This is a genomic window from Clostridium sp. LS, assembly GCF_002760435.1.
GTDB lineage: Bacteria > Bacillota > Clostridia > Clostridiales > Clostridiaceae > Clostridium.
This window is the reverse complement of the sequence record NZ_AUUU01000057.1, coordinates 1-13085: the sequence shown is the minus strand read 5'-3', so window position 1 is coordinate 13085 and position 13085 is coordinate 1. Positions and strand designations below refer to the sequence as shown.

Genomic DNA, 13085 nt, shown 5'->3' with positions numbered 1-13085 from the left:
AAGAATAGTCTGCTGGTTCTAAATAAAATCAGCAGGCTATTTTTGAATTTGGCTCTAAGGTCTTATTGATTGTGGAAATCTAAAAACATTTTCAGGGTCATAGAGCATCTTTATCTTTCTAAGGATATCATAATTTTCACCATAGTATTCATATCCATAATGTTCAAGCTGAGAATAAGGGAAGTTAACATAAGAACCATTTGTCAGAGGCTCCACATAGTTGAAAACTCGTGACACCCAGTTTGTAAATAGATTAGCATTATCATTTTCTTTCCAATCTGCTGTTATACCAATAATATAACTAGCGTCTCTATAGAAATAAGCGGAATAATCACTAGAGAAATCTTTTATCTTACCGCCCAAAGAATAAAGTCTTATAGAACAATTATCTCCAGGACTGCAGTCCACATAATTAATTAAGTTTCTGATGTCTGTTTTAGCAAGAGGACAATAAACAAATCTTCCAGTAGACTTAAATCTATAAGGAGGCCCATAAAAAGCACCAATGGCTTGAATGGCATCAATATAAGGCACATATTCTATTAAAGAGTCATCTAGTAAACCTGGAAGTAATAGAAATTCTTTTAAAATCTTTTCAGCTTCAGGCTTAGTTCCATAGAAAAATCCATTTAAATATATACCATTTTTATTTAGGCCTGCAAAACAACTAATCCTTCTATCAGCAGTTTTTAACCAACATTGCCATAGATTAATAAACTTTTCTCTGGAAAGTTTATTCCATTTGAGCTGTATAAGAGTAATATAATTTACTTTATGAAGCATAAAAGTATAGCTGGTAGCCACTCCAAAGTTTCCTCCGCCTGCACCTCGACAGGCCCAGAACAAGTCACGATTTATATAGTTATTAGCAGTTATCAGATTACCCTCAGCATTAATCAATTGCAGATCTATAAGATTGTCCGATACTAAGCCAAAGTTTCTACAGGATAAACCTATTCCTCCACCTAGTACCAATCCGGAAATTCCAACTGTAGGACATGTTCCACCATCAAAGGCATATCCCTTTTCCGAAGTTATTGAGTATATATTTCCTAGTCGTGCTCCAGCTTGAATTTTTACAGTATTATTTTCGGTATTGACCTCAATCTTGTTCATAAGGGTTGTATCGATTACTACTACGTCATTAGCTGTTGAATAGCCTTCATAATTATGCTTTCCTGTGCGAATACGAAGTCCTACATGGTGTTTTTTGCACCATTTAATAGCATTGGATACATCCGTTGGTGTATAACAATAAACGATGGCTAATGGGAATTTGTTAATTGATAGATTATATTCAAGTCTTAAAGTGGGATATAATCTATCTGAGGGGGTTATTACTCTACCTGTTAATCCATTTAGACTCATTTTCTTCCTCCATTGTTAAAACGTATTTTTCTTTATGTTATGCTGCTAATACGATAGAAGTGATACGTAAAACTCGAAAGATACTAGTTATTATTCTTATTTTGAGTAATATGTACATAACAGCCCAAAGCTAAAATACTGTATCATATACTAAATAATTTAAAGTCTTATTATAATAAAATAAGCTTTGAAATTTTGTTTAAATTAAATTGTATTATAATTTTTATATTAATTATAAGGTTCAGATTTTTGGAGGGTAAAATGAGGAGTGGGGTAGTACGGCATTAAAATTTAAAAGAAAATGGGAAGCTTTTGCTAAGTATTTTTGAGCATTTAAAAGCAATCCCATTTTTTTATAGAAAAAGTATGATGTAAGCAAATTGTATACACTAATATAAAATATATTGATTTAGCAAAGAACAATGATTTTATATGGAGTGGTTTGCGCAGGTATACTCTTAGTTGTAGGACCATAGACAACAATTAGGTTTCTATTCCCTGGATATCTATTAAAGGTCTGATCGTTTGTGAGAATTATCTCAGTAGATTCGGCTATATTTAGCTTTAAATTTCCATCGCTACTTATAAGTTGATAGTCAAAATAGTCTACAGTAACATTTTGATTTTCCGTGTTTTTGGACATAACAATTGCAGGATATTGCGGAGGATAAATAAGAAGAGCAGGTGCGTTTGCATCAAAAAATCCAGTTACCTCGTCTCCAGCCACTACCATTTCATGATCTACAAAATAAGTTCCGGGGGATATCACAAAATTTACTGGCCCCCTGTCGATGCTTTCGAGTGACATTAATTTATAGCAGCCTGCTGATTCATCATCTTGAGTTGGATAAAAATCTTCAATCATTGTAATGGTACCACTAATGGCTGCAAAACTTTGTGTTGTATTTCTCCAATTTGTATTAAAAGAGGGGTGAGCTACTTGATTCATGTAGTAAGGACAACAAGGAAATTGTTTATTATACATTTATTGGATGCTCCTTTATTTTGATGTAGTTATAAGTCTCATTATAATAGTATATTAGCGACGTTGAGAAGTGTTACTTAGTGCCAAGTAGATATATACACAAAGAGTAAACTTAAGTTCTAAAATAATATTGGGTATAAGAATATAATGAGTTTTAATCTTTGTTCTTATTAGGCATGGATCTTTATGCAAAATTAATTTTTAATAATTAGATATTGGAAAAGTAGTAATAGATGAAAATGCTATGAATTTATCAATCAGAACAGTCTTTAAGATAACTAAACTCACTTTATTATTATACAAAAAAACCTATATGGATGGGCTTTCTTTTATAAATGACCATCATATAGGTTCCATTAGTTCGTAAGATTCTTTTAAATTAAAGCTGACTCACTTTTGTTGGTTAAGCCTCTCTTTGCAAATCAAATATTTGGAGGCTTACTTGAAAAATTCTGACTGCATTATAGTATTTAAATGATCAACTTTAGAAGTTCTAAACAAAGCAACACTGCCACCAAATTGAGTATTTATATAATTAAGAACATATGAATTAGGATCGCTTTGTTCATTTAATAATTTTTTAATTTAATTTCATTAAAGTATGTTTTATACTCATCTTTTTTTATTTTATCCGTATTATATTGTCCACTTAACAAAGGTGAATATGCTATGAGTGTTAAATCTTTATGATAATTTATATAACTTTCTAGCTCTCTGTTAGCTGGTACTTGCGGAAAAAAATCTGAATCTATTGTAGGTGATAAATAACTAAATCTCTGCTGTACAGCACAAAAAAATTTATAGTTATTTTTCAAGCATATATTTCGGGCACTTTCTATGCGCCATGTTCTAAAATTACTACAACCAATTTCTTTTATTAAACCTTTATTTATAAGTTCACTTAATGTACCAAGAGTTTCTTCCTGTGGTGTATTAAAATCATCAACATGTAAATATAATAAATCAATACAGTCTACATTCAAGTTATTTAAAGATTTATTAACACTTTCGATGATAACAGAACTACTTAATCCCTGCATATCTGAAAAATCTCTTTTCCCAGCCTCTTTTGGCAAAGCACCAAGTTTTGTTGCAATAAAAAGATCTTTATTTTTACCATTTCTTTTTATCCACTTACCTATTGTTTGTTCACTTTCACTTCCATCTCCGCCATTCCACGCTGCATAATTGTTTGCTGTATCTATTAAATTCCCTCCATTTAAAACATAATTGTCCATTAGTTTAAAGGCAGTATCCTCACTAATAGTCGTACCAAAATTTATGGTGCCTAGACCTATAACAGATGCATTAATACTTGATTTTCCAAGTTGAATTTTTTTCATTTTATAGTACCTCCAATATAATAATAGTAATTTATAATCAGTTGAAGAATTTTGCAAATGTTGAATCATCTAATTTTTTAACAGTTAGGTTTTTATATTTTCTTCCACGGATAGATAATGATTTTGCATCATATAAAACAAAATGTATCAATTTTTGGAAATGATTAAAGCTTATTCTAATTTTAGCTTTAATATTTTTAGTTAGCTAACTAATTTATATTTAGTATAAGGTAATAATAAGAATATTGAAATTAGGCACTTTTTTGTGGTATAGTTACTAAAAAGTAATTTAGAAGGTGATCTATGTGATAGTTAATGATTGGGAAAAAGGATGTCCACTACTATTAACTCAAAGAATAATATTAGGTAAGTGGAAACTTTCAATAATATGGTTTTTAGCTCACAATAAAGTAATGAGATTTTCAGAGTTAAAAAGAGCATTTAACGATTCTGTTCTTACTCAAAAAATGCTAACTCAGTTCATCTTCAGATGTCTTTACTTTCGCGTTGTCCTTTATGTAGATAGAAATGATGACGGAAGTGGAACTTTAGAAAGATATAAGAAAAAGACCTTCAATTGGTATAAAGAAGTAATTGCTACAAATGGAGTTAGCTTAAAAAAATAATCTAAGGATTTTGACTCTTTATAAATTAAAGCAATAGTTGAAAGTATTGACTATTGCTCTAATTATTTTCAGTAGTAATTAATAATCTATTGTTATCTTGTAGGGAACTTTTTAATATAAATAACATCTTTACGCTACTTTATTATCTTGGTTCCGGTACTATTATTGCTTCTAAAGCTGGAGTTTTTCCGACTAAGCCAATTGCATAAACTGTGTAGTGATTGTTGGGGCTTAAGCTAATATTTGGAACTGTTAATACTACATTATCAGTGCCAGTAGGGCTGACATTTAAGGTATATGTTCCTGCAGGAACACAAACGTATTTTGTAATGTTTTTATATGCAACATTATTAAATACCATTGTACCATCAGATAATTTTATATCAACTGCTGGCGCATTTGGAGAAAGATGAATAAATCTTACACAAGGTCCGCCAGAATTTGGAGCAGTCATTGGTTCGGGTATTGGAAACAAACTTATGTCTGGAAGAGTTCCTATAGCAGCAACATTAAATGCAGTATTTTCATGAATAGTTACATTTGTATTTATAACAGGGTTTGTCATTTGTCCTGAAGGATAGACCTTAATATTGTAGTTACCAGGAGGGACAGCCAGATATTTGGATAATTCCTTATAAGCAAGACCTTTTATGATAAGATTTCCATTGGCATAAATATCCACAGGTGGTGAATTAGGAGATAGATGGAATACGCTAATATAGGAATTCATTTGCATAGACCTGTAAGAATAATCCGTCATTTTATCATATTGAGAATAGAACATTTACGTTCCCCTCCATATTATTAATCAATATTTATAATATGAAATAAACATTAAAGTGTTCAGATTAGTTTTGATATAATACTAAATTGTATCTAGCCAAAAGTTAATTTTATGGAGAAATTATTAATTTTTTCTCTCGTCTTTATAAATGTTAAGTAAATTTTCAATCCGCGTTATAAGCTCCAATCGAACGTTCTCAGGTTCCAGGCATTCACACTTGTCGCCTAAGCGAAGTATCATACCATATGAATAATCATCTTCTGTAAATGGAAAAGAGGCTATAAATTTACCATTTACAGAGGGCATTATATTCTCTTCACCACAGAACTCTGATATCATATCTTTTAGTGATTCATCAATGAGAAGTTTGACTAAGATACGTTTTTTCTTTATATTAGGAGATATCTCCAGAGCTTTATAATCAAAATTTCTGGCAACAAAGATATCTTCTAAAATTTCAAGTGATGCTATACGAGAAACCTTAAAAGTACGAAAATCCTTTCTTGCAGTACAATAGCCTTGTAAATACCAGCTTGAATCCTTTAGTACTAATCTATAAGGTTCAACTTTTCTTTCGCTCTTTTTTCCATTCTGAGCAGAATATTTAAAAGCTATTAATCTATTTTCATAAAGAGCAGTTTTAATTTCATCGAGATTTACTTTAAGCTTTCTATTTCCTATCCAAGGGGCATGATCAACAACAATTTGATTTGATCTTAATTCAATATTTGTAATCTGATCATGAGGGATCAAACCTTTGATTTTTGCTTTAGTATTAAGAATTTCTTCACTTGTCATGGTAGAATGCAAGCTTCCGAGGCCTATCAATAGAGAAGTAACATCAGAAATAGTAAAAAGTTTCTTTTCAACCTTAAACTCTTCCATGATACCGATACCCCCATTAACACCGGGGGAGGTAACAATAGGAATACCAGCTAAGTTTATTGTTTCTATATCTCTATATATTGTCCTAGGCGTTACTTCAAACATTTCAGCAAGCTTAGTGGCACTAATTTTTTCACGTTCTAGAAGTAACATAATAATGGATATTATTCTATCTATTTTCATTTGTATCACCTGCAATTTTTATTTTTATTGTACCATATAACTATGACATATTGTTGTCAAGGTTATTAGAATATAATAAAGAAGTGTTGTGAGACAAATAAATTTATAGAGGAGAATGAAAATGGATTTTTTAAAAGAATTTGAGAAAACTATGGAAAACACTGCAACATTTGCATTAGCAACTTCAGTGAAGGATATACCAAATGTTAGGATTATAACTTTTTATTATGATAATCAAAACAACAATGTTATTTATTTTCCAACATTTAAACAATCGCCAAAAACAATGGAAATTTCACAGAATAATAAAGTAGCATTTACAACTATTCCAGATGGAACTGTTGGGATAGTAAGAGTTAAAAATGCAACAATCAAAAAAAGTGATTTAACTGTTTATGATATAAAAGATGGAATAACTAAAAAGTATCCAAATTTTGCAACAACAGTTGAAAAGGCAGGAGCAATGATGGAAGTTTATGAAGTACATTTTGAAGAAGCTGAGATTACAGTAAACTATGGTAATGTTGGTAAGTTGACTTTTTAATGTAATTTATGAAAAACATTCATATGGTGTTTAGAATTGAATTAAACACTACATAAGTAAACTATTTAAATGGAGAAAAAGATATCTCTCCAGTACCGACCATTGCTATAGTATCTCCTTCTTGAATAGGGCCAAGTTTTACTATTTCATTTGGATTCCTAAATCTTAAAAATGTATTTAGATTACCACTAGAATCAATTACTGCTACACTAAGAGGCTTATCAGGAGTTGTCAGTTTTGCTGTAATATATTGCCCAGTATATTGAGTGACATTATAGATACCTTGTGTATAAGTAGTCGCAATAGGAACTGGTTGCGCTTGTGGAATTTTAGGAAATATAAAAAGAGATATTAGAAGAAATATTGAAAATTTTTTTATTTTCATAACAGCACCTCCATTTTATTAGGATTTTGATTTTACTAATTCTTAGTGATCTTTAGCCACACTTTATAATTACCAAGGTGTGGCTATTTCTATATAAGAAATTTAGATTACTCCCAATCTACAATATTATCAAAACCACCCATTTCATTTAGTGCCCATTCAACAGCCTCTCTGCTGCTGCCAAATTCTTCATTAGTACTACTTACATATGAATAACCCTCTTTGTCATCTACAGATTGAATAAATAATTCTTTTACTCCATCAGTCATGCTTATTTCGCCATTTGCTTCAAGAGTGTCTATTAATTCCTTTGGTATTGTTAAATTTGCTTCCATGTGATAACCACCTTCCTATAATATATTTATAAAATTATAATTCTACAAATCTCATTCTTTTATAACTTATTTTATATATTTTGTACCAAATAACGATAATATATAATTAGTTTTTTCCTATGCAAAATTTTAAAAGAACACGAGTAAGGAGAGAGGTTGGCAACAAAGTCAATGTGAAAAAAATTGTAAATTTTTCACATTGACTTTTATTGGTTTCTCAAATAACATAAATGTATAAATATAGTATACTATCATATTTTTTCAATTTGATTAATAGAATTCTATAAAATAAATTACTTCAGTAATAATAATTAAAGGATGGTGTTATTTATGTACGAGTTTTTAGCAATTTTAGGATTTCTTCTTTTTATTTTCGTAATCATAGGTATTGGTTTGTATATTGTTTATGCGTATTCTTTGTATAAAATGGCTGTAAAACAAGGTTTAGAAAACCCTTGGATCGCTTGGATACCTATAGCTCAAAACTACACTTTAGGTAAATTAATCAAAACTTTAAAGGTTTTTGATATTGAAATTCCAAGGATTGAAATTTTTCTTCCAGTTGCTTCGCTTGTTGTTTGTGTATTTAATAGAATAGAAATATTAGGTGCCCTACTATCATTGGCTAACTATATTCTTGTCTTGTTTGCCTTAAATAAATTATATAAAATGTACAAGCCAGAAAATGCTACATTATATACAGTTTTGAGTATATTTGGAATTACTGTACCATTTATTTTTTTAACTATTAAAGATTTAGAACCTGTTATAGAATCATAAAATAGTGAGTATTTATAGTCAATTAGGAGTAAGCGTAAAGAAGCAGTCCTGGCTATTATATTTACAATAAGGAACGATCAAAAAAATTATAGTTTATGTACTTACTTGAATAGTAATAAAAATAATATTAATTTAGAATAATGCTTCATATTGAATTATAAAATCTTCAGAATTTATTAATTCAATATGAAGCTTTTATTATTGAAGATTACAAGCATCTTGAGGAGACTTGTGCAATAATTATTTACTCATTATTGCAGAGAAAGGTAGGAATGAGAATATCTCGAATTAATACATTTGTAATAAAGTTGTGATAAAACTGTTAAATTGCTGTTGTAATATTATATTAGCAAGAAGCTCACATAATATATTGCAATGGAGGAATTAGAATGAAAAAGATAATTTATGCACTAACTGGAATAGTAATTACAACAACATTAATGGTTGGATGCAGCAAAACTAGCACTGGAACGACTCAAGCGGCTCAAGGCAGTCAAAATGCTTCAACTGAAGATGGAACAGCTCCTCAAAAGAACTTTCAAGCAGCAGATTTACAAGGAGAGGTATCAAGTATAGACGGAAATAAGATAACACTTAAACTTATTAAGGCGCCAGAAAGACCTCAAGGCGGAGATAAGAAAAATGCAAATCAAAATGGTGACCAAAAGACTTCACAAGATAATAATAAAGATGGTCAGCCATCTATGAAACAAGCTAATAGACAAGTAGAATATACAGGTGAAACTAAAGATATTACAGTTAGTGATGGAATACAAATAACCACAATGAGCAGAGGAAAACAAAATACAGATGCTAAAACACTTACAGCTAGTGATATTAAAGTTGGTGATATACTTTCAATAACATATTCAGATAAAGAAAAAGAAACAATTTCAAAAATTGTTGTTAGACAGGCTGCAGATCAAAATGCAAAAGGGGATGCCAATAGTAAGTAAATAAATAATGATAATGCTCTATATTGATTTATAGAATCTTAAAGATTTTATAATTCAATATGGAGCTTTTGTTATTTAAGAGTGTTTATAACAGGAATTTTAATGATGTTATATATATTTATGTAAATTAAAATCATCACCATAATTGTTAACTCTCAGATATAACATGGTTGACAATTATTAATAAAAGGTATATATTGGGTTTGGAGGTGGGGAACAATGGAAAATGAAAGAATAAACATAATACAAAATAATAGAAAAATATCAACACATCAATTAGTCTTTTGCGCAATCTTTACAGCTTTAATTATATTAGGTGCATTTATTAAGGTTCCAATACCAGTATTACCTTTTACTCTTCAATTTTTATTTACTACTATGGCAGGCCTTATACTTGGAGGGAGAATAGGGGCTTATAGTGTTTTAATGTATATCTTGCTTGGGCTTATGGGATTACCGATTTTTTCTGAAGGAGGAGGAATTGGATATATATTTAAACCGAGTTTTGGATATTTAATTGGATTTTATATCGCAAGTTATGTTACAGGAAAGATTGTAAATAGGAAATCAAATCCTACTTTTACCGAAATTTTAAGCGGTAACTTTATTGGACTAGCTATCGTTTATGGAATCGGGATGATTTACTACTATATAATTTGTAACTATGTAATTAATACTCCAATTGGATTATGGCCACTGTTTTTATATTGTTTTATTTTAGCTGTACCAGGAGATATTTTACTTTGCATACTGTGTGCACATCTTTATAAACGTCTTATTCCAGCAATTAAAAAACTTTCATATAGGGGAGTTTAGGATGAACAAGAAGATTTTTATTACTGCAACAGGTACAGATATAGGGAAAACATTTGTGGCAGCGCTTATAGTAAAAAAGTTAAGAGATGATGGGATTAATGCAGGTTACTATAAAGCAGCATTAAGTGGGGCTGAGATCACAGAAAATGGATTAATTCCAGGTGATGCATGTTATGTAAAAAGAATTGCAAATATAAATGAAAATACGGACAACCTTGTATCATACGTATATAAAGAAGCTGTGTCACCACACTTAGCAGCCCAAATAGAAGGAAATCCAGTTGAAATGGGAAAAGTCAAAGAAGACTTTAATAACGCTTTATTAAAATATAATTATTTAGTTATGGAGGGCAGCGGTGGAATAGTATGCCCTATAAGATATGACCATAAAAAGATTCTGCTTGAAGATATAATAAAAGAATTAGGCTTTTCAACTTTAATTATTGCAGATGCAGGACTTGGCACAATTAATTATGTGGTTCTTACAGTGGAATATTTAAAAAATAGGAATATATCAATAAAAGGAATTATATTAAATCATTATACTAGAGGCAATATACTTCATGAAGATAATAAAAAAATGATAGAGGCAATTACTAGAATTCCAGTAATTGCAACGGTAAAAGAGAATGAGGAAGTTTTAAACATCAGTACTGAAAAATTATTAAAAGTCTTTGAGTAAATTTTAAAATAGGAAAGAGAATGAAAATGAACTTAGTGGAAAAAGATTTAAAATATATATGGCATCCATGTTCACAGATGAAAGATTATGAAAAATTAAAGCCAATTATAATTGATCATGGAAAAGGAATTTATTTATATGATAAGAACGGCAAGGAATATATAGATATTGTAAGTTCATGGTGGTGCAATTTACTTGGACATTGCAATCCAACAATAAATGAGTATATTAAAAATCAGCTTGATAACTTAGAACATGTTATTTTTGCTAACTTTTCTCATGAACCAGCAATAAAACTTTGTGAGGAGTTAATTGAAATTATTCCTAAAGGACTTACAAAATTTAATTTTTCAGATAACGGTTCTGCATCTGTTGAGTGTGCATTAAAGATGGGCTTTCAGTATCAATATCAAACTGGAAATAAAAAGAAAACAAAATTTATGTGTTTAAGTGAAGGGTATCATGGTGAGACAATTGGAGCACTATCTGTTGGAAGTATGGATTTATATGCTAAAATGTATAAACCTATGTTAATGGATACAATTCATGTGGAGGCTCCAGATTGTTATAGATGTCCTTATAATAAAAGAAGAGATTGTTGTAGCGCAGAATGCTTTGAGCATGCAGAAAAATCTTTTAATAAATATGGTGAGGAGACTTGTGCAATAATTGTTGAGCCACTTCTGCAGGGAAGTGCAGGAATGAGAATATATCCATCTATATATTTAAAAAAATTGAGGAAACTATGTGATGAGTACAAGGTGCTTCTTATTGCAGATGAAATTGCAACTGGTTTTGGAAGGACGGGAAAAATGTTTGCTTTTGACCATGCAGATGTCAGTCCAGATATTATGTGTGTTTCAAAAGGATTAACAGGAGGATATATGCCTATGGCAATAACAATCACAACAGATGAAATCTACAATGCATTCTATGATGATTACAATAAAGGAAAAGCCTTTATGCATAGCCACACCTACAGTGGAAATCCCTTAGGATGTTCTGCAGCTCTAGCAGTTCAAAAGATATTAAAAGAAGAAGCTATATTGGAAAAGGCAAAGTTAAGAGCAAATTATTTAAATAATAAATTAAAAGACGCATTACTAGAATATCCACACATAGGCGAAATAAGAAGTATTGGACTTATTAATGCAATGGAGCTAGTAAAAGATAAGAAGACGAAAGCAGGCTATAATCCAGAGCTTAGAATAGGATACGAAGTATATAAAAGGGCATTAAATAAAGGCTTGATTTTAAGACCTTTAGGAAATGTATTATATTTTAATCCACCATTAATTATTAATGAAGAAGAAATAGATAAAGCAGTTTCAATCTGCAAGGAGTCAATAGAAGAAATATTAAGATATTGATTACTATTAAGCAGTTTATCAGAGCATTTAATGGTCAAGTTGATTAATAATATAGTTATGTATTACAATACTATTAGTAAATTATTTATAGAAATCCATATACTGATTAGAGGATGATTAAGCGATGAAGGTTGATTTAAGTAAGATAGTTAATAATAAAAAGATTACACCTATAGAAGAACAGGTACTAGAATATGTAATTAATAATATTGATAGTGTGATGGAGATTGGAGTTAGAGGAATTGCTTCAGCAAACTATACATCTACCTCAACAATTATGAGACTTTCGAAAAAATTAGGTTTTACAGGATTTATTGATATGATTTATAATATAACTCCTCTAATAGATGGTAGTAATACTGGAATTGTAGAAAAATCAGAAGCATTAATAGGCACGGATATTAATTTTTTATCTAAATATATAGATGAGGAACATGTAAAAAGATTTATTGAAATACTAGCAAGAGGAACTCGGAAGTATATTTTTATTTATGCAAGAGGCTACTCTGAAATTGCTGGGGAATACTTTAATAAAAAAATGCTTGGTATAGGGGTAAAGAGCATATTGATAGATTCTAAGGGCAGCTTTGAAAATAATCTGGAAGATATGGAAACACTAATAGTAATATCAAAATCTGGAGAGACTAAAGAAGTATTAGATAAGGTTCAAATGGCGAAGAAGAAAAATAAAGTAGTGGTTTCATTTACAAAGGAAGTTGAAAACAGTATCTCAGCTCTTTCGGATATTTCCTTTAAGATATTTGATATGCATAAATTAGATGACAGTAATGTACTGCCTAACTCGTTTTTTGCAAATATGCTCATGTTTATGGAGTACTTAATTTATAGATATTATGAAGAAACAAAAAAAGAAAGTAAATAGTTAAGGCACGTGAAAGAAAATAACAAGTCCAAAATGCCACGATTATTTTTCATCAGGCAAGGAAGTAGATTGGTCTCATAGCGGGCCTATTAGGGCAATCTGCTGATGAGCAGAGAACCCAAATCTATGATTTGGTGTGAATCGCTTACTCAGCGAGCGT

At 30.2% G+C, this 13085-nt stretch carries 14 protein-coding genes and 1 pseudogene; 8 read left to right on the top strand and 7 right to left on the bottom strand.

What is annotated here, in order from left to right; translation table 11 throughout:
• Positions 1-54: 54 nt before the first annotated feature.
• From COL3_RS14625 to COL3_RS14615, 3 genes are all read right to left on the bottom strand, one after another.
• On the bottom strand, positions 55-1368 hold the full coding sequence (locus COL3_RS14625; RefSeq protein ID WP_008425343.1) for an FAD-dependent oxidoreductase: 1314 nt from the start codon (positions 1366-1368) through the stop codon (positions 55-57).
• Positions 1369-1777: 409 nt separating this feature from the next.
• Positions 1778-2353, bottom strand: a complete 576-nt coding sequence (locus COL3_RS14620; RefSeq protein WP_008425341.1) for a hypothetical protein — start codon at positions 2351-2353, stop codon at positions 1778-1780.
• 569 nt (positions 2354-2922) lie between these two features.
• Positions 2923-3696, bottom strand: coding sequence for an aldo/keto reductase (locus COL3_RS14615; protein ID WP_008425339.1), 774 nt, complete (start codon positions 3694-3696; stop codon positions 2923-2925).
• A 296-nt stretch (positions 3697-3992) separates the two neighbouring features.
• Here COL3_RS14615 and COL3_RS14610 point away from each other — a divergent pair.
• Positions 3993-4163 (top strand): annotated as a pseudogene (locus COL3_RS14610) (transcriptional regulator); the annotation flags it as partial.
• 301 nt (positions 4164-4464) lie between these two features.
• Here the strand turns inward: COL3_RS14610 and COL3_RS14605 are convergent.
• Both COL3_RS14605 and COL3_RS14600 read right to left on the bottom strand, forming a co-directional pair.
• Positions 4465-5106 carry a DUF4397 domain-containing protein gene (locus COL3_RS14605; protein ID WP_008425336.1) on the bottom strand — a complete coding sequence of 214 codons (642 nt, stop codon included), beginning with the start codon at positions 5104-5106 and terminating at the stop codon, positions 4465-4467.
• Positions 5107-5229: 123 nt separating this feature from the next.
• Positions 5230-6174 carry a YafY family protein gene (locus COL3_RS14600; protein ID WP_008425334.1) on the bottom strand — a complete coding sequence of 315 codons (945 nt, stop codon included), beginning with the start codon at positions 6172-6174 and terminating at the stop codon, positions 5230-5232.
• A gap of 121 nt (positions 6175-6295) precedes the next feature.
• Between COL3_RS14600 and COL3_RS14595 the strand changes: the two genes are divergently transcribed.
• Positions 6296-6718, top strand: a complete 423-nt coding sequence (locus COL3_RS14595) for a pyridoxamine 5'-phosphate oxidase family protein (RefSeq protein WP_008425332.1) — start codon at positions 6296-6298, stop codon at positions 6716-6718.
• Positions 6719-6779: 61 nt separating this feature from the next.
• Here the strand turns inward: COL3_RS14595 and COL3_RS14590 are convergent, their stop codons facing one another.
• Both COL3_RS14590 and COL3_RS14585 read right to left on the bottom strand, forming a co-directional pair.
• Entirely contained in the window at positions 6780-7103 is a 324-nt protein-coding gene (locus COL3_RS14590; protein WP_008425330.1) for a hypothetical protein, read from the bottom strand.
• Between the two features lie 107 nt (positions 7104-7210).
• Positions 7211-7438, bottom strand: a complete 228-nt coding sequence (locus COL3_RS14585) for a hypothetical protein (RefSeq protein WP_008425326.1) — start codon at positions 7436-7438, stop codon at positions 7211-7213.
• Between the two features lie 330 nt (positions 7439-7768).
• On the opposite strand from COL3_RS14585, the gene COL3_RS14580 reads away from it, so the two are divergent.
• The 6 genes from COL3_RS14580 (at position 7769) to COL3_RS14555 (ending at position 12925) form a co-directional block, all read left to right on the top strand.
• Positions 7769-8218, top strand: a complete 450-nt coding sequence (locus COL3_RS14580; RefSeq protein WP_008425324.1) for a hypothetical protein — start codon at positions 7769-7771, stop codon at positions 8216-8218.
• A 389-nt stretch (positions 8219-8607) separates the two neighbouring features.
• Positions 8608-9174 carry a hypothetical protein gene (locus tag COL3_RS14575; protein WP_008425323.1) on the top strand — a complete coding sequence of 189 codons (567 nt, stop codon included), beginning with the start codon at positions 8608-8610 and terminating at the stop codon, positions 9172-9174.
• Between the two features lie 219 nt (positions 9175-9393).
• Entirely contained in the window at positions 9394-9990 is a 597-nt protein-coding gene (locus COL3_RS14570; RefSeq protein ID WP_008425321.1) for a biotin transporter BioY, read from the top strand.
• A 1-nt stretch (position 9991) separates the two neighbouring features.
• The gene (gene bioD, locus COL3_RS14565) at positions 9992-10672 is read left to right on the top strand and encodes a dethiobiotin synthase (protein WP_008425320.1); all 681 of its coding nucleotides are present in this window, start codon (positions 9992-9994) and stop codon (positions 10670-10672) included.
• A gap of 26 nt (positions 10673-10698) precedes the next feature.
• Positions 10699-12042, top strand: coding sequence for an adenosylmethionine--8-amino-7-oxononanoate transaminase (gene bioA / locus COL3_RS14560; protein ID WP_035283643.1), 1344 nt, complete (start codon positions 10699-10701; stop codon positions 12040-12042).
• 124 nt (positions 12043-12166) lie between these two features.
• Entirely contained in the window at positions 12167-12925 is a 759-nt protein-coding gene (locus COL3_RS14555; RefSeq protein WP_008425318.1) for a MurR/RpiR family transcriptional regulator, read from the top strand.
• The last annotated feature ends 160 nt before the right edge of the window (positions 12926-13085 follow it).

Excerpts from the sequence above, each read along its gene's own strand:
- COL3_RS14625 (WP_008425343.1), bottom strand. The coding sequence starts at position 1,368 with ATGAGTCTAAATGGATTAACAGGTAGAGTAATAACCCCCTCAGATAGA.
- COL3_RS14620 (WP_008425341.1), bottom strand. The coding sequence starts at position 2,353 with ATGTATAATAAACAATTTCCTTGTTGTCCTTACTACATGAATCAAGTA.
- COL3_RS14615 (WP_008425339.1), bottom strand. The coding sequence starts at position 3,696 with ATGAAAAAAATTCAACTTGGAAAATCAAGTATTAATGCATCTGTTATA.
- COL3_RS14605 (WP_008425336.1), bottom strand. The coding sequence starts at position 5,106 with ATGTTCTATTCTCAATATGATAAAATGACGGATTATTCTTACAGGTCT.
- COL3_RS14600 (WP_008425334.1), bottom strand. The coding sequence starts at position 6,174 with ATGAAAATAGATAGAATAATATCCATTATTATGTTACTTCTAGAACGT.
- COL3_RS14595 (WP_008425332.1), top strand. The coding sequence starts at position 6,296 with ATGGATTTTTTAAAAGAATTTGAGAAAACTATGGAAAACACTGCAACA.
- COL3_RS14590 (WP_008425330.1), bottom strand. The coding sequence starts at position 7,103 with ATGAAAATAAAAAAATTTTCAATATTTCTTCTAATATCTCTTTTTATA.
- COL3_RS14585 (WP_008425326.1), bottom strand. The coding sequence starts at position 7,438 with ATGGAAGCAAATTTAACAATACCAAAGGAATTAATAGACACTCTTGAA.
- COL3_RS14580 (WP_008425324.1), top strand. The coding sequence starts at position 7,769 with ATGTACGAGTTTTTAGCAATTTTAGGATTTCTTCTTTTTATTTTCGTA.
- COL3_RS14575 (WP_008425323.1), top strand. The coding sequence starts at position 8,608 with ATGAAAAAGATAATTTATGCACTAACTGGAATAGTAATTACAACAACA.
- COL3_RS14570 (WP_008425321.1), top strand. The coding sequence starts at position 9,394 with ATGGAAAATGAAAGAATAAACATAATACAAAATAATAGAAAAATATCA.
- bioD (WP_008425320.1), top strand. The coding sequence starts at position 9,992 with ATGAACAAGAAGATTTTTATTACTGCAACAGGTACAGATATAGGGAAA.
- bioA (WP_035283643.1), top strand. The coding sequence starts at position 10,699 with ATGAACTTAGTGGAAAAAGATTTAAAATATATATGGCATCCATGTTCA.
- COL3_RS14555 (WP_008425318.1), top strand. The coding sequence starts at position 12,167 with ATGAAGGTTGATTTAAGTAAGATAGTTAATAATAAAAAGATTACACCT.